Genomic DNA, 21,815 nt, shown 5'->3' on the forward strand with positions numbered 1-21,815 from the left:
AATGATGATGAAAAACAGTGAACTGGAACGCCTGATTAACGAAAAACTCAATACGGCGTCGTTTAGCGACTACGGCCCGAATGGCTTGCAGGTGGAGGGGCGCGAGACGGTGCAAAAAATCATCACCGGCGTAACGGCAAGCCAGGCGCTGCTGGATGAGGCGGTGCGTCAGGAAGCCGATGCGGTGATTGTCCACCACGGTTATTTCTGGAAAAACGAATCACCGATTATTCGCGGCATGAAGCGCAACCGACTCAAAACGCTGCTGGCGAATGATATCAACCTGTACGGTTATCACCTGCCGCTCGATGCGCATCCTGAGCTGGGGAATAACGTTCAGCTTGCGCAGCTGCTGGGGATTACCGTGATGGGTGAAATTGAACCCCTGGTGCCGTGGGGCGAACTGTCGATGCCAGTTCCGGGTCTGGAGCTGGCATCGTGGATCGAAGCGCGCCTGGGGCGTCGTCCGCTGTGGTGCGGCGACACCGGGCCGGATACCGTGAAGCGCGTGGCATGGTGCACCGGCGGCGGCCAGGGCTTTATTGACAGCGCGGCGCGTTTTGGTGTCGACGCCTTCATTACCGGTGAAGTCTCCGAGCAGACCATTCACTCAGCCCGTGAACAAGGCCTGCATTTTTACGCGGCGGGCCACCACGCCACCGAGCGTGGCGGCATCCGCGCCCTCAGCGAGTGGCTGACGGAAAATACCGATCTGGATGTGACGTTTATTGATATCCCTAATCCGGCCTGATGAGAGGTAGTTAAGTGCAGCGAGCGCGTTGTTATCTTCTGGGTGAAACCGCGGTAGTTCTGGAGCTTGAGCCTCCGGTGACGCTTGCCACGCAAAAGCGTATCTGGCGTCTGGCTCAGCGACTGCCCGAGCTACCCGGCGTGGTTGAAGCTATTCCGGGTATGAATAATATCACCGTGGTGCTGCGTGATCCGCACACGGGGGCGCTGGATGCCATTGAGCGTCTGCAACGCTGGTGGGAGGAGAGCGAGGCGCTGGAGCCGGAATCGCGGACGATTGAGATCCCGGTTGTCTATGGCGGCAAGGGAGGTCCCGACCTTGGCGTGGTGGCCGAACACTGTGGATTAACGGAGAAGCAGGTTGTGGAGCTGCATAGCTCAGTCGACTATGTTGTCTGGTTTTTGGGATTTCAGCCGGGTTTCCCCTATCTGGGCGGGTTATCGCCCCAGCTGCATACGCCGCGCCGGGCTGAGCCGCGCCTGAGCGTACCGGCGGGCAGCGTGGCGATTGGTGGCGAGCAAACGGGAATTTATCCGCTCGCCTCACCGGGAGGCTGGCAGCTGATTGGGCACACGTCCACGCCGTTATTTGAACCAGGCCAGGACGCGCCCATACTCCTGCGTCCGGGGGATACCCTGCGCTTTATCCCGCAAAAGGAGGGGATATGTTAACGCTTATTCGCGCAGGGCTTTACACCTCGGTACAGGATGCCGGGCGTTTTGGGCTGCGTCAGTCAGGCGTGAGCTACTGCGGCGCGCTCGATCGCCCTTCGCTGGAGATTGCCAACCTGCTGGTAGGTAACGCAGGCAGCACGGCGGCGTTAGAAATTACGCTGGGCCAGTGCGTGATTGAGTTTGGTCAGGAAACCTGGTTTGCCTTAACTGGTGCGGGCTGTGACGCGACGCTGGACGGCAAAGCGGTGTGGACCGGCTGGCGCCTGCGGGCGAAGGCCGGGCAGCGTCTGACCCTCAAGCGTCCTCTGCACGGCGTGCGCAGCTATCTTGCGGTGGCGGGGGGGATCGACGTGCCGGAGGTGCTGGGCTCATCCAGCACCGACCAGAAAGCGGGAATGGGCGGCCATGAAGGGCGGCTGCTGCGCGACGGCGATCGTCTGCGAATAAAGACCTCAACGCGCCATTTCACCACCACGCAGGGCGTGAAACAGCTGCTGTGGGGGAACGTGATCCGCGCCTTACCGGGGCCGGAATATCAGGAGTTTGATGAAGCCGCGAAAGAGTCTTTCTGGCGCTCGCCGTGGAAGATCAGCCCGCAGAGTAACCGCATGGGTTACCGGCTTCAGGGCCAGCCGCTGACCCGCACGACTGACCGGGAGCTGCTTTCCCATGGTCTGTTGCCGGGGGTGATTCAGGTGCCGGGCAACGGGCAGCCCATCGTACTGATGAACGATGCGCAAACCACGGGGGGATATCCGCGTATTGCCTGCATTATCGAAGCGGATCGCTACCATCTGGCGCAAATTCCTCTCGGTCAGCCCATTCATTTTGTGCAGTGTTCGCTGGAGGAGGCGCTGAAAGCCCGGCAGGATCAGCAGCGTTATCTCGAACAGCTGGCGTGGAGGCTCGATGGTAAAGATTGATTTAAACGCCGATCTGGGGGAGGGCAGCAGCGCCGATGCAGCGCTGATGACGCTGGTCTCCTCGGTGAACATCGCCTGCGGGTTTCATGCCGGCGATGCGCAGACCATGCTGGCGAGCGTGCGCAATGCCATGAAAAACGGCGTGGCGATTGGCGCTCACCCCAGCTTTCCCGACCGGGAAAACTTTGGCCGCACGGCGATGGATCTGCCCCCTGAGACGGTTTACGCGCAAATGCTCTACCAGATCGGCGCGCTGGAGGCGATAGTGCGCGCTGAGAATGGCGTGTTGCGCCACGTCAAGCCGCACGGCATGCTCTATAACCAGGCGGCGAAAGATCCTGCGCTGGCGGATGCCATTGCCCGCGCGGTGCGGGACTGTAATCCGCAACTGATTCTGGTAGGCCTGGCGGGAAGCGAGCTTATTCGTGCCGGAGAACGGCTGGGGCTGACTACGCGGCAGGAAGTGTTTGCCGATCGGGGATACCTGCCGGACGGTAGTCTGGTTCCACGTACGCAGGCCGGTGCGCTGATTACCGATGAAGGTAAAGCGCTGGCGCAGACGCTGGAGATGGTGCGCTTCGGGCGAGTAACCTCAACGGAGGGGACAACGGCAAACGTTCAGGCTGATACGGTGTGCTTACACGGTGACGGCGAGCATGCTCTCCAGTTTGCGCGACGCCTGCGGATGGCGTTCTCGGAAGAGGGCATTGTTGTCAGCGCAGAATAATTATGAAAGGACAATAACATGCCAGAAGGTCCGGAGATCCGCCGCGCGGCGGATAGCCTGGAGGCGGCGATAAAGGGCAAACCTCTGACACACGTCTGGTTTGCCTTTCCTCAACTCAAGTCGTTTGAATCGCAGCTGGTGGGACAGACGGTAACCCACATTGAAACGCGCGGCAAAGCGTTACTCACCCACTTTTCCCATAACCTGACGTTATATAGCCATAATCAGCTTTACGGCGTCTGGCGGGTGGTGGAGGCGGACGAGCAGCCGCAAACGACCCGCGTGCTGCGCGTGCGGCTACAAACGGAGGATAAGGCGATCCTGCTCTACAGCGCCTCTGATATCGAAATGTTAACGCCGGAGCAACTGCTGACGCATCCGTTCTTACAGCGGGTCGGGCCGGACGTGCTCGACATGCGTCTGACGGCAAGCGATGTGAAAGCCCGGTTGTTATCCCCCACATTCCGCAACCGGCAGTTTTCCGGGCTGTTGCTCGATCAAGCATTTCTGGCGGGGCTGGGAAACTACCTGCGGGTGGAGATCCTCTGGGAAGTGGGGCTGGCGCCGCAGCACAAAGCGTCGCAGCTGAGCGATGAACAGCTGGAGGCGCTGTCGCACGCGTTACTGGATATTCCACGGCTGTCGTACAACACGCGCGGCCTGGTGGATGAGAACAAGCATCACGGGGCATTGTTCCACTTCAGGGTGTTTCATCGGGCGGGTAAAAAGTGCGAGCGGTGCGGCGGGGTGATTGAGAAGGCGACGATCTCTTCCAGACCGTTTTACTGGTGCCCGAACTGTCAGAAATAATAAAGCCGGGTGGCGGAGGTAAAAGCAAAACGGCAACGAAAGTTGCCGTTTTTAATGGTTTCACCCTCTCCCTGTGGGAGAGGGCCGGGGTGAGGGCATCAGGCCGCACCCAACGTCTGTTAGCGCTTCAGATCAGACTTAAAATCACGCTGCTCGTAGCCGGTATACAGCTGACGAGGACGGGCGATTTTCATGCCTTCGCTGTGCATTTCGTTCCAGTGCGCAATCCAGCCCACGGTACGCGCCATGGCGAAGATTACGGTGAACATGGAAGACGGAATACCCATCGCTTTCAGAATAATGCCAGAGTAGAAATCGACGTTCGGGTAGAGTTTCTTCTCGATGAAGTACGGGTCGTTCAGCGCGATGTGTTCCAGCTCCATCGCCACTTCCAGCAGATCATCTTTGGTGCCCAGCTCTTTCAGCACTTCATGGCAGGTCTCACGCATGACGGTCGCGCGCGGGTCGTAGTTTTTGTAAACACGATGACCGAAGCCCATCAGACGGAAGGAATCATTCTTGTCTTTTGCGCGGCGCACGAACTCTGGAATGTGCTCAACGGAGCTGATCTCTTCCAGCATCTTCAGTGCTGCTTCGTTCGCGCCGCCGTGCGCCGGTCCCCACAGGGAGGCGATGCCCGCCGCGATACAGGCGAACGGGTTCGCGCCTGAAGAGCCCGCGGTACGGACGGTAGAGGTCGAGGCGTTCTGTTCGTGGTCAGCGTGCAGGATCAGAATACGGTCCATCGCGCGTTCCAGCACCGGGTTCACTTCGTACTCTTCGCACGGCGTGGAGAACATCATGCGCAGGAAGTTACCCGCGTAGGAGAGGTCGTTGCGTGGGTACACAAACGGCTGACCGATAGAGTATTTGTAACACATTGCCGCCATGGTAGGCATTTTGGACAGCAGACGGAACGCCGCGATATCACGGTGACGTGGGTTATTCACGTCCAGAGAATCGTGGTAGAACGCCGCCAGCGCACCGGTAATACCGCACATGACCGCCATCGGATGAGAGTCACGACGGAACGCATGGAACAGACGGGTAATCTGCTCATGGATCATGGTGTGACGGGTCACGGTGGTTTTAAATTCATCGTACTGGGCCTGCGTCGGTTTTTCGCCGTTCAGCAGGATGTAGCACACTTCCAGATAGTTGGATTCGGTGGCTAACTGATCGATGGGGAAGCCGCGATGGAGCAGGATACCTTCATCACCGTCAATGTAGGTGATTTTGGATTCGCAAGATGCGGTGGAGGTGAATCCAGGGTCAAAGGTGAATACCCCTTTGGAACCCAGCGTACGGATATCAATAACATCCTGACCGAGCGTGCCTTTTAGCACATCCAGTTCAATAGCATCATCACCATTTAGGGTGAGTTTTGCCTTTGTATCAGCCATTTACGGTCTCCTTAGCGCCTTATGCTTAAGACTGCGCTTTACCGGATTTGCTTTCAGCTGTTAATCATCGTTACCAGATTGTTATTTGGCTTACCGCTCAGCTCACGAGGAGAAACCAGGGTACAGAGCTATGGCGCCTTGCAGGTAAACGAATGAAATATCAGTGAAACAACAGCAAATCAGCGTTTTTGCAGTCCGAATTATTCAAACCTGTATATCACTAATAACTGTCCTGATAACTTCGGTCAATACCATCACACTGTTACATAACTATTTGTCAGGTGAAAGAGAGACCTCATAACTTTTGCGCATTATATGCCTTTTCTGATGACGTTTGTAACAATATTGTTTAACATTTGTCAAATCAGATGATTAAAAATTAAAAAGATGTTGTTATCGTGACCCCGATCACTGTTCCAGAGAAAACCCAACAAACTGTATGTAGGTTAATTGTAATGATTTTGTGAACGGCCTATACTGCCGCCAGGTCTCCGGAACACCCTGCAATCCCGAGCCACCCAGCGTTGTAACGTGTCGTTTTAGCATTTGGAAGCAATGTTTTGCATGACGCGCAGTTATAGAAAAGGAACGCTGTCTGACCCGCATCGCAGTCCGGAGGAAGGAAACAATAAGAACAGCATGTGGGCGTTATTCATGATAAGAAATGTGAAAAAACAAAGACCTGTCAATCTGGATCTCAAAACGATCCGATTCCCTGTAACAGCAATAGCGTCCATTCTGCACCGTGTTTCTGGTGTGATTACGTTTGTGGCGGTCGGTATCTTGCTGTGGTTACTGGGAACAAGCCTCTCATCCCCTGAAGGATTCCTCCAGGCCTCAGCCATTATGAACAGCTTCTTCGTGAAATTTATCATGTGGGGTATTCTGACCGCGCTGGCCTATCACGTGGTTGGCGGCGTTCGCCATATGCTGATGGACTTTGGCTACCTGGAAGAGACGTTCGAGGCCGGTAAACGTACCGCTAACATTTCATTTGTGATCACTGTCGTGCTTTCACTTCTCGCAGGAGTTCTCGTATGGTAAGCAACGCCTCCGCATTAGGACGCAACGGCGTACATGACTTCATCCTGGTCCGTGCTACCGCCATCGTTCTCACCCTTTACATCATCTATATGATCGGTTTCTTCGCGACCAGCGGGACGCTGACGTGGGAAATCTGGAGTGGTTTCTTCGGATCGGCCTTCACCAAAGTGTTCACCCTGCTGGCCCTGTTCTCCATCCTTATTCATGCCTGGATTGGCATGTGGCAGGTGTTGACCGATTACGTTAAACCGCTGGCGATTCGCCTTCCGCTGCAACTGATTATTGTTGTTGCTCTGCTGGTTTACGTCATTTATGGATTTGTTGTGGTGTGGGGTGTGTAATGAAACTGCCAGTCAGAGAATTTGATGCTGTTGTGATTGGTGCGGGTGGCGCAGGTATGCGCGCCGCACTGCAAATTTCCCAGAGCGGCCAGACCTGTGCGCTGCTCTCTAAAGTATTCCCGACCCGTTCCCACACTGTGTCTGCGCAGGGCGGTATCACCGTTGCGCTGGGTAATTCCCATGAAGATAACTGGGAATGGCACATGTACGATACGGTAAAAGGTTCCGATTACATCGGTGACCAGGATGCCATCGAATATATGTGTAAAACCGGCCCGGAAGCGATTCTGGAGCTGGACCACATGGGTCTGCCGTTCTCCCGTCTGGAAAATGGCACCATCTATCAGCGTCCGTTTGGCGGCCAGTCGAAAAACTTCGGCGGCGAGCAGGCGGCACGTACCGCAGCGGCGGCTGACCGTACCGGCCACGCGCTGCTGCACACGCTCTATCAGCAGAACCTGAAAAACCACACCACCATCTTCTCTGAGTGGTATGCGCTGGATCTGGTGAAAAACGCCGATGGCGCCGTGGTGGGTTGTACCGCCCTGTGCATCGAAACCGGTGAGGTGGTCTACTTCAAAGCCCGCGCAACCGTGCTGGCGACCGGCGGCGCAGGCCGTATCTATCAGTCTACTACCAATGCCCATATCAACACCGGTGACGGCGTTGGGATGGCGATCCGCGCTGGCGTGCCGGTGCAGGACATGGAGATGTGGCAGTTCCACCCAACCGGTATCGCCGGTGCGGGCGTACTGGTGACAGAAGGCTGCCGTGGTGAAGGCGGCTATCTGCTGAACAAACATGGCGAGCGCTTCATGGAGCGTTATGCGCCAAACGCGAAAGACCTGGCGGGCCGTGACGTGGTGGCGCGTTCCATCATGATCGAAATCCGTGAAGGCCGCGGCTGTGACGGCCCTTGGGGTCCACACGCGAAGCTGAAACTCGACCATCTGGGTAAAGAAGTGCTGGAATCCCGTCTGCCGGGCATTCTGGAGCTGTCCCGCACCTTCGCGCACGTCGACCCGGTGAAAGAGCCGATTCCGGTTATCCCAACCTGTCACTACATGATGGGTGGTATTCCGACCAAAGTGACCGGTCAGGCGCTGACCGTGAACGAGCAGGGCGAAGACGTGGTCATCCCTGGCCTGTTCGCGGTAGGCGAAATTGCCTGCGTATCCGTGCACGGCGCAAACCGTCTGGGCGGCAACTCCCTGCTGGACCTGGTGGTATTTGGTCGTGCGGTGGGTCTGCATCTCCAGGAGTCTATTGCCGAGCAGGGCGCGCTGCGTGATGCGACCGACGACGAAATCGATGCCTCTCTTGCGCGCCTCAACCGCTGGAACGGCAACCGTAACGGCGAAGATCCGGTGGAGATCCGTAAGGCGTTGCAGGAGTGTATGCAGCACAACTTCTCGGTATTCCGTGAAGGTGACGCGATGGCCAAAGGGCTTGAGCAGCTGAAAGCGATCCGCGAGCGTCTGAAAAATGCTCGTCTGGACGATACCTCCAGCGAGTTCAACACCCAGCGCGTGGAGTGCCTGGAGCTGGATAACCTGATGGAAACCGCGTTCGCCACTGCGATGTCGGCAAACTTCCGTACCGAAAGCCGTGGCGCCCATAGCCGCTTCGACTTCCCGGATCGTGATGACGAAAACTGGCTGTGCCATTCCCTGTATCTGCCAGAGTCGGAAACCATGACGCGTCGTAGCGTTAACATGGAACCGAAACTGCGTCCGGCGTTCCCGCCGAAGATTCGTACTTACTAATGCGGAGACAGGATAATGAAACTCGAATTCTCAGTTTATCGTTATAACCCGGATGTAGACGATGCTCCGCGTATGCAGGATTACACCCTCGAAGCGGAAGAAGGTCGTGACATGATGCTGCTGGATGCCTTAATCCAGCTGAAAGAGAAAGATCCTACGCTGTCGTTCCGCCGCTCCTGCCGTGAAGGGGTGTGTGGCTCTGACGGTGTAAACATGAACGGCAAAAACGGTCTGGCCTGTATCACGCCAATTTCAGCGCTACAGCGTCCTGGCCAGAAAATTGTGATCCGTCCTCTGCCTGGCCTGCCGGTCGTGCGTGATTTGGTGGTGGACATGGGGCAATTCTATGCACAATATGAGAAGATTAAGCCTTACTTATTGAATAATGGGCAAAATCCACCCGCTCGCGAGCACTTACAGTCTCCTGAGCAGCGTGAAAAACTCGATGGGTTGTACGAGTGTATTCTCTGTGCATGCTGTTCAACGTCATGCCCGTCATTCTGGTGGAACCCGGATAAATTTATCGGCCCTGCGGGTCTGCTGGCTGCCTATCGCTTCCTGATCGACAGCCGCGATACCGAAACCGAGAATCGTCTGGAAGGGCTAAGTGACGCTTTCAGCGTATTCCGCTGCCATAGCATCATGAACTGCGTCAGTGTGTGTCCTAAGGGGCTGAACCCGACGCGTGCCATCGGCCATATTAAGTCGATGTTGTTGCAGCGCAGTGCGTAAGTAACAACGCCGGATGGCGCTGCGCTTATCCGGCCTACGTAACAGTAGGCCCGGTAAGCGTAGCGTCACCGGGCAAATTGCAGAAACCTTTAAAAACTGCCAGATAAGTAAATAATCGAGACGTTCAGCGCGAGACAAGGCGCGGTTGAACGAATCCCCTGGAGCATAGTTGACTATGTGACTGGGGTGAGTGAAAGCCGCAACGCAGTCGCAGCCGGAACGACGAAGATTATTTAGACAGTTTCTAAAGGTTCCTTCGCGGGCCACAAAGAGCTCGCAGGTGAACCCCGGCACGTACACGTGGTGTGCGTGGTAGTTTCTACGGCGAAAGTAAGCATAAAAATGCTTAAGGGATCACGATGCAGAACGGCGCAATGAAAGCCTGGCTGGACTCTTCTTACCTCTCTGGTTCAAACCAGAGCTGGATAGAACAGCTCTATGAAGACTTCTTAACCGATCCTGACTCAGTGGACGCAAACTGGCGTTCCATGTTCCAGCAGTTGCCTGGTACAGGGGTCAAACCGGATCAATTCCATTCAAAAACACGTGATTATTTCCGTCGTCTGGCGAAGGATGCCTCACGTTACTCTTCTGCGATTTCCGACCCTGACACCAATGCGAAGCAGGTTAAAGTCCTGCAACTTATCAACGCTTATCGCTTCCGTGGTCACCAGCATGCGAATCTCGATCCGCTGGGACTGTGGCAGCAGGAACGTGTAGCGGATCTTGATCCGGCTTATCACGATCTGACCGAGGCCGATTTCCAGGAAAGCTTTAACGTAGGTTCCTTTGCCATCGGCAAAGACACGATGAAGCTGGGCGATCTGATTGACGCGCTCAAGCAAACCTACTGCGGCTCCATCGGCGCGGAATATATGCACATTACCTCCACCGAAGAGAAACGCTGGATCCAGCAGCGTATCGAATCCGTGGCAGGTCACGCGAATTTCTCAGCAGAAGAGAAAAAACGTTTCCTCAGCGAACTGACCGCAGCGGAAGGCCTTGAGCGCTATCTGGGCGCGAAATTCCCTGGCGCAAAACGCTTCTCACTGGAGGGCGGCGATGCGTTAGTCCCGATGCTGAAAGAGCTGATTCGTCATGCCGGTAAGAGCGGCACGCGCGAAGTGGTGCTGGGCATGGCGCACCGTGGTCGCCTGAACGTGCTGGTTAACGTGCTAGGTAAAAAGCCGCAGGATCTGTTCGACGAATTTGCGGGTAAACATAAAGAGCACCTCGGCACCGGTGACGTGAAGTACCACATGGGCTTCTCGTCAGATATCGAAACCGAGGGCGGTCAGGTTCACCTGGCGCTGGCGTTTAACCCGTCGCACCTGGAAATCGTCAGCCCGGTGGTTATCGGTTCCGTGCGTGCGCGTCTGGATCGTCTGGACGAGCCGAGCAGCAATAAAGTGCTGCCAATCACCATTCACGGTGATGCGGCGGTCACAGGGCAGGGCGTGGTTCAGGAAACCCTGAACATGTCGAAAGCGCGTGGTTATGAAGTGGGCGGTACCGTTCGCATCGTAATCAACAACCAGGTGGGCTTCACCACCTCTAACCCGCTGGATGCGCGTTCCACCCCGTACTGCACCGACATCGGTAAAATGGTTCAGGCGCCAATTTTCCACGTTAACGCGGATGACCCGGAAGCCGTTGCTTTCGTTACCCGTCTGGCGCTGGACTTCCGTAACACCTTCAAGCGCGACGTGTTCATTGACCTCTTCTGCTACCGCCGTCACGGCCACAACGAAGCGGATGAGCCAAGTGCAACCCAGCCGCTGATGTACCAGAAAATCAAAAAACACCCGACGCCGCGTAAAATCTATGCTGACAAGCTGGAAAGCGAAAAAGTGGCGACGCTGGAAGATGCGACCGAAATGGTCAATCTTTATCGCGACGCGCTGGACGCGGGTGAATGCGTAGTGAAAGAGCTGCGTCCAATGAACATGCACTCCTTCACCTGGTCGCCGTACCTCAACCACGAGTGGGACGAGAGCTACCCGAACAAGGTTGAGATGAAGCGTTTGCAGGAGCTGGCTAAACGCATCAGCACCGTGCCGGAAGCGATCGAGATGCAGTCCCGCGTGGCCAAGATCTATGGCGATCGCCAGGCAATGGCGGCGGGTGAGAAGCTGTTCGACTGGGGCGGCGCGGAAACGCTGGCCTATGCGACGCTGGTTGACGAAGGTATTCCGGTTCGTCTGTCCGGTGAAGATGCGGGTCGTGGCACCTTCTTCCACCGTCATGCGGTTGTGCACAACCAGTCTAACGGTTCAACGTACACTCCGCTTCAGCACGTGCATAACGGTCAGGGCCAGTTCAAGGTCTGGGACTCCGTGCTGTCAGAAGAAGCGGTTCTGGCCTTCGAATACGGCTACGCCACCGCAGAACCCCGCACTCTGACCATCTGGGAAGCGCAGTTCGGTGACTTCGCCAACGGTGCGCAGGTCGTCATCGACCAGTTCATCTCCTCCGGTGAGCAGAAGTGGGGCCGTATGTGTGGTCTGGTGATGCTGCTGCCGCACGGCTACGAAGGACAGGGGCCGGAGCACTCCTCCGCGCGTCTGGAGCGTTATCTGCAACTCTGCGCCGAGCAGAATATGCAGGTTTGTGTGCCGTCCACTCCGGCTCAGGTTTACCACATGCTGCGTCGTCAGGCGCTGCGCGGTATGCGCCGTCCGCTGGTAGTCATGTCGCCAAAATCCCTGCTGCGCCATCCACTGGCGGTCTCCAGCCTGGAAGAGCTGGCAAACGGCACCTTCCTGCCGGCCATCGGTGAAATTGACGAGCTGGATCCGCAGGCCGTTAAGCGTGTCGTAATGTGTTCTGGTAAGGTTTATTACGACCTGCTGGAACAGCGCCGTAAGAACGATCAGAAAGATGTCGCCATCGTGCGTATCGAGCAGCTTTATCCGTTCCCGCATCAGGCGATGCAGGAAGTGCTGAAACAGTACGCTCACGTTCATGATTTTGTCTGGTGCCAGGAAGAGCCGCTCAACCAGGGCGCATGGTATTGCAGCCAGCATCATTTCCGTGAAGTGATTCCATTTGGGTCTGCCCTGCGTTATGCAGGTCGCCCGGCCTCCGCCTCTCCGGCGGTAGGGTATATGTCCGTTCACCAGAAGCAGCAACAAGATCTGGTCAATGACGCGCTGAACGTCGATTAATTAAAGGATACATAATGAGTAGCGTAGATATTCTTGTTCCCGACCTGCCTGAGTCCGTAGCAGATGCAACCGTCGCCACCTGGCACAAAAAACCAGGCGACGCGGTAACCCGTGACGAAGTGCTGGTAGAAATCGAAACTGACAAAGTGGTACTGGAAGTACCGGCTTCAGCGGATGGCATTCTGGATGCAGTCCTGGAAGATGAAGGTACGACCGTCACTTCTCGCCAGATCCTGGGTCGCCTGCGTGAAGGCAATAGCGCGGGCAAAGAGTCCAGCGCCAAATCTGAAGAGAAAGCGTCTACTCCGGCCCAGCGCCAGCAGGCGTCTCTGTCCGATCAGACCAACGACGCGCTCAGCCCGGCGATCCGTCGCCTGCTGGCTGAGCACAGCCTCGATCCGGCAGCCATCAAAGGCACCGGCGTGGGTGGCCGTCTGACGCGCGAAGACATCGACAAGCATCTGGCAAAAGCGCCTTCTGAGGCGAAAGCCCCTGCGGCAGCACCAGCGGCACAGCCAGCTCTGGGCGCACGTAGCGAAAAACGCGTGCCGATGACCCGCCTGCGTAAGCGCGTGGCCGAGCGTCTGCTGGAAGCGAAAAACTCCACCGCGATGCTGACCACCTTTAACGAAGTCAACATGAAGCCAATCATGGATCTGCGCAAGCAGTACGGTGACGCGTTTGAAAAACGTCACGGTATCCGTCTGGGCTTCATGTCCTTCTACGTGAAAGCGGTAGTTGAAGCGCTGAAACGCTACCCGGAAGTGAACGCGTCTATCGATGGCGATGACGTGGTTTACCACAACTACTTCGACGTCAGCATGGCGGTTTCTACCCCACGCGGCCTGGTCACCCCGGTTCTGCGTGACGTAGACACCCTGGGTATGGCTGACATTGAGAAGAAAATCAAAGAGCTGGCCGTGAAAGGCCGCGACGGCAAGCTGACCGTTGAGGATCTGACCGGCGGTAACTTCACCATTACCAACGGCGGCGTGTTCGGCTCGCTGATGTCTACCCCGATCATCAACCCGCCGCAGAGCGCGATCCTGGGTATGCACGCCATTAAAGATCGTCCAATGGCGGTAGACGGTAAAGTGGAGATCCTGCCGATGATGTACCTGGCGCTCTCTTACGATCACCGCCTGATCGACGGCCGCGAGTCCGTAGGCTTCCTGGTTGCCATTAAAGAGCTGCTGGAAGATCCAACGCGTCTGCTGCTGGACGTCTAGTTTTTGCAGTCTTGCCCGGCGGCGCGTTGCTTGCCGGGCCTACAAAGCACTACCTAACGATTACCTGAAGGATGGATAGAACACATGAACTTACATGAATATCAGGCCAAACAGCTGTTTGCCCGGTATGGCTTACCGGCTCCGGTGGGTTATGCCTGTACTACCCCGCGTGAAGCAGAAGAAGCCGCGTCTAAAATCGGTTCCGGCCCGTGGGTAGTTAAATGTCAGGTTCACGCTGGTGGCCGTGGTAAAGCGGGCGGTGTGAAGGTTGTTAAGAGCAAAGAAGAGATCCGTGCGTTTGCTGAACATTGGCTCGGCAAGCGTCTGGTAACCTACCAGACAGATGCGAACGGCCAGCCGGTTAACCAGATCCTGGTTGAAGCGGCAACCGACATCGCGAAAGAACTGTACCTCGGCGCAGTCGTAGACCGTAGCTCCCGTCGCGTGGTGTTCATGGCGTCTACCGAAGGCGGCGTGGAAATCGAAAAAGTGGCGGAAGAGACCCCGCACCTGATCCACAAAGTGGCTATCGATCCGCTGGCGGGCCCAATGCCTTACCAGGGTCGTGAGCTGGCGTTCAAACTGGGTCTGGAAGGCAAGCTGGTTCAGCAGTTCACCAAGATCTTCATGGGTCTGGCGACCATCTTCCTGGAGCGCGATCTGGCGCTGATCGAGATCAACCCGCTGGTGATCACCACTCAGGGCGACCTGATCTGCCTCGACGGCAAGCTGGGCGCTGACGGCAACGCGCTGTTCCGCCAGTCCGATCTGCGCGAAATGCGCGACCAGTCTCAGGAAGATCCGCGTGAAGCGCAGGCTGCACAGTGGGAACTGAACTATGTGGCGCTGGATGGCAACATCGGCTGCATGGTTAACGGTGCGGGCCTGGCAATGGGCACCATGGACATCGTTAAGCTGCACGGCGGTGAGCCAGCGAACTTCCTCGACGTGGGCGGTGGCGCAACTAAAGAGCGCGTAACCGAAGCGTTCAAAATCATTCTCTCTGACAGCAACGTGAAAGCGGTTCTGGTGAACATCTTCGGCGGTATCGTACGTTGCGACCTGATCGCCGACGGTATCATCGGCGCGGTAGAAGAAGTGGGCGTTAACGTTCCGGTTGTTGTACGTCTGGAAGGGAACAACGCTGAACTCGGCGCGAAAAAACTGGCTGACAGCGGCCTGAATATTATTGCAGCGAAAAGTCTGACGGATGCAGCTCAGCAGGTTGTTGCCGCAGTGGAGGGGAAATAATGTCCGTTTTAATTAATAAAGATACCAAGGTTATCTGCCAGGGCTTCACCGGTAGCCAGGGGACTTTCCACTCCGAACAGGCGATTGCCTACGGTACGCAGATGGTTGGCGGCGTAACGCCAGGTAAAGGCGGCACCACGCATCTGGGCCTGCCGGTGTTCAACACCGTGCGTGAAGCGGTAGAAGCGACGGGCGCAACCGCGACCGTGATCTACGTACCGGCGCCGTTCTGCAAAGACTCTATTCTGGAAGCGATCGACGCAGGCATTAAGCTGATCATCACCATCACCGAAGGTATCCCGACGCTGGATATGCTGACCGTGAAGGTGAAGCTGGACGAAGCGGGCGTGCGCATGATCGGTCCGAACTGCCCAGGCGTTATCACCCCGGGCGAATGCAAAATCGGCATCATGCCGGGCCACATTCACAAGCCGGGTAAAGTGGGCATCGTTTCCCGCTCCGGTACCCTGACCTATGAAGCGGTTAAGCAGACCACCGACTACGGTTTCGGTCAGTCCACCTGCGTGGGCATCGGCGGTGATCCGATCCCGGGCTCTAACTTCATCGACATCCTGAAGCTGTTCCAGGAAGATCCACAGACCGAAGCGATCGTGATGATCGGTGAGATCGGTGGTAGCGCGGAAGAAGAAGCGGCTGCTTACATCAAAGATCATGTGACCAAACCAGTGGTGGGTTACATCGCGGGTGTGACCGCGCCGAAAGGCAAACGTATGGGTCACGCGGGCGCGATTATCGCTGGCGGTAAAGGTACGGCTGATGAGAAATTCGCAGCACTGGAAGCCGCAGGCGTGAAAACCGTTCGCAGCCTGGCGGATATCGGTGAAGCACTGAAATCCATCATTAAGTAAGTCCTCTCTGCTCCCCGAATGGGGCGCGTTGAAGTATAAAAAAATGTCCGTTTCGACATGGTTGGCCGCTGTAAAGCGGCCTTTTTTATTGTCTGCGTTTAGCCACCAGAGTGAATTTATAGTCGTCGGTGTTAAACACGTTGCGACTGTATTCAAATACCCGGCCGTCTTTCAGAAAGCCGCGGGAGACTTTTTCCAGAATCGGTTTTGCCGGATCGAGCGCCAGGGCGGCAATCGCCTCGTCCGATGGCATGACTGGCACCAGCTCCTGCTCGCTGCGATCGATAACCATCTTTTTGATCTGCTCAATGTAATGGTATTTCGACTGTTCCATCACTTCCCAGGTGAGGTCGGGGAACATCGCCAGCGGCATCCATGTCTCTTCCAGATTCACCGGCTTTTCCCTGATGAAGCGTACGCGCTTGACGTGCCAGACCTTATCATCCGGATTGAGCGCCAGTTTTGCCGCGAGCCGCTCATCGGCTTTCACCACTTCGAAGACGCTGACGTCGCTGTGCGTATCGACGTTGCGATCCGCCAGCTTTTCGTAAAAGCCGGTGAGCTGATAAATATCGTAATTCACCCGCTCCTCTTTTACATACGAGCCGCTGCCCTGAATACTTTCGATGATCTGCTCGTCGGCGAGCAGCTTCAAAGCCTGCCGCACGGTGACCCGGCTGACGCTAAACGCCTCCTGAAGGCTGGATTCCGTCGGCAGCGCATCGCCAGGTTTTAACTCACCGGCATTAATTTTCTCGCGGAACGCATCGGCGATCTGCCGGTACATCGGTTTATTGCCCATTGTGTCGCGCCTTTTTAATACCTTTTCAGGGAATTATGCCTTCAGCGGTAAATTTGTAAATAATACAAATAAGATACAAATATCGATGTTAGTGAAAATGATCACATAAATGTATTATCTGGTCTGCCACAATCCTCCCCAGACAATAACTTTGGATAGGTGAGGATCTTTATGAACCTGACGACTCTGACCGACCCCCGTGCTGTCTGCGTGCAGGCGCAGTTTACCAGCCGTGATGAGGCAATCCGTCAGCTTGCGACGCGGCTGGTGGCGTTGGGCAAAATAGCCGACGCCGATACGTTTCTGGCAGACGTCTTCCATCGGGAATCGCTTGGCCCGACGGCGCTGGGCGAGGGGCTGGCCGTACCCCATGGTAAATCAGCGGCGGTAAAGGAAGCGGCTTTTGCCGTGGCCACACTGCGCGAGACGCTGGCCTGGGAAGGCGTGGACGGGCCGGAGGAGGTCGAGCTGATTTTTCTGCTCGCCATTCCTCCCGCTCAAGCGGGGTCAACGCATATTCAGGTCCTGACGGAACTGACATCTCGCCTGGCGGATGACGAGCTCAGGGCGCGCGTGATGACGGCGACCAGCGCGGAAGCGGTGCTTGCGGCGCTGGAGACGGCGCCTGACGCACAAGAAACCGCCGTTGCGGAGAATGCCCCGACGATCGTCTGCGTGACCGCCTGTCCGGCCGGGATCGCCCATACCTACATGGCAGCGGAGTATCTCGAAAAAGCGGGACGTAAGCTCGGCGTCAATGTGGTGGTCGAAAAGCAGGGGGCAAATGGTATTGAGGGGCGCATCACCGCGCAGCAGTTGCAGGAGGCAAAAGCGTGTATCTTCGCGGCGGAAGTGGCGATCAAAGAGCGTGAGCGTTTTCAGGGGATCCCCGCCATTTCCGTGCCTGTCGCGGAACCCTTGCGCCATGCGGAAGCGCTCATTGAGCGTGCGCTGGCGCTACAGCCTGTATCCGATGCGCGTCCTGCGCACGTCGACTCGGACGCGAAAAAGTGCGTTAAAACCGAACTCAAGCAGGCGCTGCTCAGCGGTATCTCTTTTGCGGTGCCGCTGATTGTCGCTGGCGGCACGGTGCTGGCCGTGTCGGTACTGCTGGCGCAAATCCTGGGCTTGCAGCATCTGTTCGATCAGGAAAACTCGTGGCTGTGGATGTACCGCAAACTGGGCGGCGGGATGCTCGGTATTCTGATGGTGCCTGTTCTGGCGGCCTATACCGCTTACTCGCTGGCGGATAAACCTGCACTTACGCCCGGCTTTGCGGCGGGTCTTGCCGCCAATATGATCGGCTCTGGTTTTCTCGGGGCCATCGTCGGCGGGCTGATTGCGGGCTACCTGATGCGCTGGGTGAAAAACCACATCCGGCTGAGTAGCCGCTACAACGGCTTTCTGACCTTTTATCTCTATCCGGTGATTGGTGTGCTGGGCGCAGGCAGCCTGATACTGTTTGTGATCGGCGAACCGGTGGCCTGGATCAATAACGCCCTGACCGCCTGGCTTAACGGTCTGTCCGGCGCGAACGCGCTGCTGCTGGGGGCGATCCTGGGCTTTATGTGCTCGTTCGATCTGGGCGGTCCGGTCAACAAAGCCTCTTACGCGTTCTGTCTGGGAGCGATGGCCAATGGCGTATACGGGCCTTATGCGATTTTTGCCTCCGTCAAAATGGTATCGGCCTTTACCGTGACGGCATCAACGATGCTGGCTCCGAACCTGTTCAAACAGTTCGAAATTGAAACCGGCAAGTCCACATGGCTGCTGGGGCTGGCGGGCATCACCGAAGGGGCAATTCCGATGGCTATCGAAGATCCGCTGCGGGTCATCGGCTCATTTGTTCTGGGGTCAATGGCGACCGGAGCGATTGTCGGGGCGATGGGGATTGGGCTATCCACCCCAGGCGCGGGCATTTTCTCGCTCTTCTTACTGCATGATGCCGGGATGGGCGGCGTGATGGCCGCTGTTGGCTGGTTTGGCGCCGCGCTGATTGGCGCCGCAATCTCTACGCTCATTTTACTGCTCTGGCGACGCCAGGCCGTGAAGAGCGGCACCTACGTGACTGAAGACATACCATCGTAAACACGCACTGACAGGAAACGAAGATGAAAGCTGTATCTCGCGTTCATATCACGCCACATATGCACTGGGACCGGGAGTGGTACTTCACCACCGAAGCGTCACGTATTCTTCTGGTCAATAATATGGAAGAGATCCTCACCCGTCTTGAGCAGGACGCAGAGTATAAATACTACGTTCTCGACGGCCAGACGGCGGTGCTGGAAGATTATTTTGCCGTGAAACCGGAAAGCAGGCCACGCGTGAAGGCGCTGGTGGCGGCCGGGAAGCTGATTATCGGGCCGTGGTATACCCAGACGGATACCACCCTTGTCTCCGGCGAGTCGATTGTCCGAAATCTGATGCACGGCATTCGCGACTGTCTGGCCTTTGGCGAGCCGATGAAAATTGGCTATCTGCCGGACTCCTTCGGCATGTCTTCCCAACTGCCGCACTTTTACAACGGTTTTGGCATCACGCGCACCATGTTCTGGCGCGGGTGTTCCGAGCGGCACGGTACCGATAAAACCGAATTTCTCTGGCAAAGCCAGGACGGCAGCGAAGTGACGGCACAGGTGCTGCCGCTGGGCTACGCGATTGGTAAGTACTTACCGGAGGATGAGGCCGGGCTGCGCAAACGGCTCGACACGTACTTCGAGGTGCTGGAAAAAGCCTCCGTGACGAAAGAAATTTTACTGCCTAACGGTCATGATCAGATGCCGCTCCAGCAGAACATCTTTGCGGTGATGGATAAGCTGCGCGAAATCTATCCGCAGCGTCAGTTTGTGATGAGCCGCTTCGAGGAGGTGTTTGACCACATTGACGCGCACCGCGATGAACTGGCGACGCTGAAAGGGGAGTTTATTGACGGTAAATATATGCGGGTGCACCGGACGATAGGCTCCACGCGGATGGACATTAAAATCGCCCACGCCCGGATAGAGAATAAAATCGTCAACGTCCTTGAGCCGCTGGCCACGCTTGCCTGGACGCTGGGCTTTGAGTATCACCACGGCTTGCTGGAAAAAATGTGGAAAGAGATCCTCAAGAATCACGCCCACGACAGTATCGGCTGCTGCTGTAGTGACAAAGTGCATCGTGAGGTGATGTCACGATTCGAGCTGGCGGAAGACATGGCCGATAACCTGACATGCTTCTATATGCGCAAGATTGTCGACAACATGCCGCAGAGCGAGGAAGACAAACTGGTGATGTTTAACCTCACGCCCTGGCCGCGTGAGGAAGTGATTAACACCACGATACGTCTGCGCGCCAGCCAGTTCCGCCTGCTGGACGATAGGGGGAATGAAATCCCTTACTGCCTGCGCAGCGCGCGTGAAATCGACCCCGGCTTGATTGACCGGCAGATTGTGCATTACGGCAACTACGATCCCTTTATGGAGTTTGACATCCAGCTCAACCAGATCCTGCCATCAATGGGTTACCGCACGCTCTATATCGAGCCGCACGTGGCTGGCAAGCTGCTGGCGGCAGAAAAATCGTCGGAGGCGTTACTGGAAAATGCTTTCTGGGAAATAACGTTAAACGACGACGGCACCCTGTGTCTGCTCGATAAAGCGTCCGGGCTTATCTATGACCGCGCGCTGGAAATAGAAGAGAGCTCGGATGATGGCGATGAGTACGACTACTCGCCTTCACGGGAAGAGTGGAGACTCACTTCCGCGCAGGGCGAGCATGAGGTTGAGGTGATCCACGAGGCCTGGCAGAGCAGGGCGGTGATCCGCCATCGCATGGCGGTGCCGGCGGATCTCGCCGAACGTTCTGCGCGTCAGCAGACGGGAACGCTTGAGGCAGAGCTCACGGTCACGCTCAGCCATAACAGCCGACGTATCGACGTTGAGGCGCGTCTCGGAAATCACGCGGATGACCACCGTGTGCGGGTGCTGATCCCGACGCCATTTACCACAGACACGGTGTTAGCCGATACCCAGTTCGGTTCGCTGACGCGACCTGTACAGGATGAAGCGATGGCGAACTGGCAGGAGGAGGGCTGGAAGGAAGCGCCGCTGCCGGTGTGGAATCTGCTCAACTACGCGGTGCTCCAGGAACGGCGTAACGGAATGGCGCTGTTTACCGAAGGGTTGCGCGAATTTGAAGTGACTGGCGAGCGTCAAAAAACGTTTGCCCTGACGTTGCTTCGCGGCGTGGGGGTGCTTGGGAAGGAAGATTTACTGCTGCGCCCCGGCAGACCGTCCGGGATCAAAATGCCGGTGCCGGATTCGCAGATGCGGGGCCAGTTAACCTGTCGCTTTAGCCTGTTGAGTTTTAATGGTACACCCGTCAGTGCTGGCGTTGCGCAGCAGGCGAAGTCGTGGTTAACGCCAGTGCACTGTTATAACAAAATCCCGTGGGATGCGATGAAGCTTAACCGCGCCTCTTTCTCCACCCCCTGTAGCTATAGCCTGCTAACGCTGGCGCCTAACGGATGCGTACTCAGTGCGCTGAAAAAAGCGGAGGATCGTGACGAGATGATTCTTCGTCTGTACAACCCTTCGGAGACCCGCTCCTGTGACGTGGCTTTGTCTGTGAACCGTGAGGTCCAGGCCTGTTGCGAAACGGACATGAATGAGGTGTGCAAGGCGCAAGGGGAGGAGGGTTCAGCCATTACGGGACCTTTCCGGCCAGGCCAGTCACGCACCTTCAGCATAAAAATTGAAAGGTAATCCTCCGAACAAAATAAAGGCCGCATTCCTGCGGCCTTTATTTCATCAAATAGTCACGAAAGGGTGTTAATTTTAAGATTATTAAAGGTGAATGAAATGTAATCTTTTCGGCGGGTAGCAAAGCGAAAGAAAAATACTGTGAAGCAGATAACATTATATGTTTATCTTCCGGCAAAAAGCTTTTTTTCACGCGCGTTAATAAAAATCACAACTGTTTATATTATCTTCTGGCTTTTATAACCAATAACGCCTTTAAATATACATATTATTAACAAGGTTTTTACTATCCATGCCACAAAGAAACATCATTAACAGCTCTGGCTGTTTTTGATTTAAATCAATGTTTAATCCTTGGAAAAAGGCTCCAAAAGGCGTTAAATTGTTCCCGATCAAAATGGCCGAAAAGTGGTAATTTTGCTATAAATTGATCGCCGTCGAAAAACGTAAATCTGTTCGAATAAAAACCTGTTTATTGTAAGGGTTTTGCAGCGTATTATATTTACGGGATCAATTTGGTTTTTTCTTAACGTATTTGTAACCTTTCATCATTGCTTTTTCCTCATGTAGAGAATAAGCAA

General features: G+C 56.0%; 17 protein-coding genes. 15 read left to right on the forward strand and 2 right to left on the reverse strand.

Going from position 1 to position 21,815, the window contains the following annotated elements; translation table 11 throughout:
- Positions 1-7 precede the first annotated feature (7 nt).
- The 5 genes from ACOTW6_RS04760 to nei are packed head-to-tail and all read left to right on the forward strand — an operon-like array spanning position 8 to position 3,885.
- Positions 8-751 (forward strand): type 2 GTP cyclohydrolase I, encoded by a 744-nt coding sequence (locus ACOTW6_RS04760; protein WP_003858635.1) that lies wholly within the window; start codon positions 8-10, stop codon positions 749-751.
- 14 nt (positions 752-765) lie between these two features.
- Positions 766-1,422, forward strand: a complete 657-nt coding sequence (gene pxpB, locus ACOTW6_RS04765) for a 5-oxoprolinase subunit PxpB (protein ID WP_022647457.1) — start codon at positions 766-768, stop codon at positions 1,420-1,422.
- Positions 1,416-2,348 carry a 5-oxoprolinase subunit PxpC gene (gene pxpC / locus ACOTW6_RS04770; protein WP_023315643.1) on the forward strand — a complete coding sequence of 311 codons (933 nt, stop codon included), beginning with the start codon at positions 1,416-1,418 and terminating at the stop codon, positions 2,346-2,348. The genes pxpB and pxpC overlap by 7 nt, the downstream gene beginning before the upstream one ends.
- A complete protein-coding gene (gene pxpA, locus ACOTW6_RS04775) occupies positions 2,335-3,075 on the forward strand; it encodes a 5-oxoprolinase subunit PxpA (RefSeq protein ID WP_062932186.1) in 741 nt (246 codons plus the stop codon). Before pxpC ends, pxpA begins: the two co-directional genes overlap by 14 nt.
- 18 nt (positions 3,076-3,093) lie before the next feature.
- The gene (gene nei / locus ACOTW6_RS04780) at positions 3,094-3,885 is read left to right on the forward strand and encodes an endonuclease VIII (protein ID WP_062932185.1); all 792 of its coding nucleotides are present in this window, start codon (positions 3,094-3,096) and stop codon (positions 3,883-3,885) included.
- A gap of 119 nt (positions 3,886-4,004) precedes the next feature.
- On the opposite strand, the gene ACOTW6_RS04785 is transcribed toward nei, so the two are convergent.
- Positions 4,005-5,288 carry a citrate synthase gene (locus ACOTW6_RS04785; RefSeq protein WP_003858624.1) on the reverse strand — a complete coding sequence of 428 codons (1,284 nt, stop codon included), beginning with the start codon at positions 5,286-5,288 and terminating at the stop codon, positions 4,005-4,007.
- 639 nt (positions 5,289-5,927) lie between these two features.
- On the opposite strand from ACOTW6_RS04785, the gene sdhC reads away from it, so the two are divergent.
- The 8 genes from sdhC (at position 5,928) to sucD (ending at position 15,687) form a co-directional block, all read left to right on the forward strand.
- Positions 5,928-6,332 (forward strand): succinate dehydrogenase cytochrome b556 subunit, encoded by a 405-nt coding sequence (gene sdhC, locus ACOTW6_RS04790; RefSeq protein WP_026080740.1) that lies wholly within the window; start codon positions 5,928-5,930, stop codon positions 6,330-6,332.
- Positions 6,326-6,673: a succinate dehydrogenase membrane anchor subunit gene (sdhD, locus tag ACOTW6_RS04795; protein ID WP_003858621.1), complete on the forward strand. Its 348-nt coding sequence runs from the start codon at positions 6,326-6,328 to the stop codon at positions 6,671-6,673. Before sdhC ends, sdhD begins: the two co-directional genes overlap by 7 nt.
- Positions 6,673-8,439, forward strand: a complete 1,767-nt coding sequence (gene sdhA, locus ACOTW6_RS04800; RefSeq protein ID WP_040117383.1) for a succinate dehydrogenase flavoprotein subunit — start codon at positions 6,673-6,675, stop codon at positions 8,437-8,439. Before sdhD ends, sdhA begins: the two co-directional genes overlap by 1 nt.
- 15 nt (positions 8,440-8,454) lie before the next feature.
- Positions 8,455-9,171: a succinate dehydrogenase iron-sulfur subunit SdhB gene (gene sdhB / locus ACOTW6_RS04805; protein ID WP_017384969.1), complete on the forward strand. Its 717-nt coding sequence runs from the start codon at positions 8,455-8,457 to the stop codon at positions 9,169-9,171.
- A 359-nt stretch (positions 9,172-9,530) separates the two neighbouring features.
- On the forward strand, positions 9,531-12,338 hold the full coding sequence (gene sucA / locus ACOTW6_RS04810) for a 2-oxoglutarate dehydrogenase E1 component (protein WP_003858615.1): 2,808 nt from the start codon (positions 9,531-9,533) through the stop codon (positions 12,336-12,338).
- A 14-nt stretch (positions 12,339-12,352) separates the two neighbouring features.
- Positions 12,353-13,567 carry a 2-oxoglutarate dehydrogenase complex dihydrolipoyllysine-residue succinyltransferase gene (odhB, locus tag ACOTW6_RS04815; RefSeq protein ID WP_121479192.1) on the forward strand — a complete coding sequence of 405 codons (1,215 nt, stop codon included), beginning with the start codon at positions 12,353-12,355 and terminating at the stop codon, positions 13,565-13,567.
- A gap of 84 nt (positions 13,568-13,651) precedes the next feature.
- The gene (sucC, locus tag ACOTW6_RS04820; RefSeq protein ID WP_017384968.1) at positions 13,652-14,818 is read left to right on the forward strand and encodes an ADP-forming succinate--CoA ligase subunit beta; all 1,167 of its coding nucleotides are present in this window, start codon (positions 13,652-13,654) and stop codon (positions 14,816-14,818) included.
- Positions 14,818-15,687 carry a succinate--CoA ligase subunit alpha gene (sucD, locus tag ACOTW6_RS04825; RefSeq protein WP_006809578.1) on the forward strand — a complete coding sequence of 290 codons (870 nt, stop codon included), beginning with the start codon at positions 14,818-14,820 and terminating at the stop codon, positions 15,685-15,687. Before sucC ends, sucD begins: the two co-directional genes overlap by 1 nt.
- An 85-nt stretch (positions 15,688-15,772) precedes the next feature.
- Here sucD and ACOTW6_RS04830 read toward each other — a convergent pair whose 3' ends face one another.
- The gene (locus tag ACOTW6_RS04830; protein WP_017384967.1) at positions 15,773-16,489 is read right to left on the reverse strand and encodes a GntR family transcriptional regulator; all 717 of its coding nucleotides are present in this window, start codon (positions 16,487-16,489) and stop codon (positions 15,773-15,775) included.
- 171 nt (positions 16,490-16,660) lie between these two features.
- On the opposite strand from ACOTW6_RS04830, the gene mngA reads away from it, so the two are divergent.
- Positions 16,661-18,577, forward strand: a complete 1,917-nt coding sequence (gene mngA, locus ACOTW6_RS04835; protein ID WP_062932181.1) for a PTS 2-O-a-mannosyl-D-glycerate transporter subunit IIABC — start codon at positions 16,661-16,663, stop codon at positions 18,575-18,577.
- A 23-nt stretch (positions 18,578-18,600) separates the two neighbouring features.
- Positions 18,601-21,237, forward strand: a complete 2,637-nt coding sequence (mngB, locus tag ACOTW6_RS04840; RefSeq protein WP_213788903.1) for a mannosylglycerate hydrolase — start codon at positions 18,601-18,603, stop codon at positions 21,235-21,237.
- Positions 21,238-21,815: the final 578 nt, after the last annotated feature.

Source organism: Enterobacter cloacae complex sp. IR5403 (genome assembly GCF_049238705.1).
Lineage (GTDB): Bacteria > Pseudomonadota > Gammaproteobacteria > Enterobacterales > Enterobacteriaceae > Enterobacter > Enterobacter hormaechei_C.

What these genes read in the sequence shown, in the direction of transcription:
- ACOTW6_RS04760 (WP_003858635.1), top strand. Translation starts at nt 8, where the DNA reads ATGAAAAACAGTGAACTGGAACGCCTGATTAACGAAAAACTCAATACG.
- pxpC (WP_023315643.1), top strand. Translation starts at nt 1,416, where the DNA reads ATGTTAACGCTTATTCGCGCAGGGCTTTACACCTCGGTACAGGATGCC.
- pxpA (WP_062932186.1), top strand. Translation starts at nt 2,335, where the DNA reads ATGGTAAAGATTGATTTAAACGCCGATCTGGGGGAGGGCAGCAGCGCC.
- nei (WP_062932185.1), top strand. Translation starts at nt 3,094, where the DNA reads ATGCCAGAAGGTCCGGAGATCCGCCGCGCGGCGGATAGCCTGGAGGCG.
- ACOTW6_RS04785 (WP_003858624.1), bottom strand. Translation starts at nt 5,288, where the DNA reads ATGGCTGATACAAAGGCAAAACTCACCCTAAATGGTGATGATGCTATT.
- sdhC (WP_026080740.1), top strand. Translation starts at nt 5,928, where the DNA reads ATGTGGGCGTTATTCATGATAAGAAATGTGAAAAAACAAAGACCTGTC.
- sdhD (WP_003858621.1), top strand. Translation starts at nt 6,326, where the DNA reads ATGGTAAGCAACGCCTCCGCATTAGGACGCAACGGCGTACATGACTTC.
- sdhA (WP_040117383.1), top strand. Translation starts at nt 6,673, where the DNA reads ATGAAACTGCCAGTCAGAGAATTTGATGCTGTTGTGATTGGTGCGGGT.
- sdhB (WP_017384969.1), top strand. Translation starts at nt 8,455, where the DNA reads ATGAAACTCGAATTCTCAGTTTATCGTTATAACCCGGATGTAGACGAT.
- sucA (WP_003858615.1), top strand. Translation starts at nt 9,531, where the DNA reads ATGCAGAACGGCGCAATGAAAGCCTGGCTGGACTCTTCTTACCTCTCT.
- odhB (WP_121479192.1), top strand. Translation starts at nt 12,353, where the DNA reads ATGAGTAGCGTAGATATTCTTGTTCCCGACCTGCCTGAGTCCGTAGCA.
- sucC (WP_017384968.1), top strand. Translation starts at nt 13,652, where the DNA reads ATGAACTTACATGAATATCAGGCCAAACAGCTGTTTGCCCGGTATGGC.
- sucD (WP_006809578.1), top strand. Translation starts at nt 14,818, where the DNA reads ATGTCCGTTTTAATTAATAAAGATACCAAGGTTATCTGCCAGGGCTTC.
- ACOTW6_RS04830 (WP_017384967.1), bottom strand. Translation starts at nt 16,489, where the DNA reads ATGGGCAATAAACCGATGTACCGGCAGATCGCCGATGCGTTCCGCGAG.
- mngA (WP_062932181.1), top strand. Translation starts at nt 16,661, where the DNA reads ATGAACCTGACGACTCTGACCGACCCCCGTGCTGTCTGCGTGCAGGCG.
- mngB (WP_213788903.1), top strand. Translation starts at nt 18,601, where the DNA reads ATGAAAGCTGTATCTCGCGTTCATATCACGCCACATATGCACTGGGAC.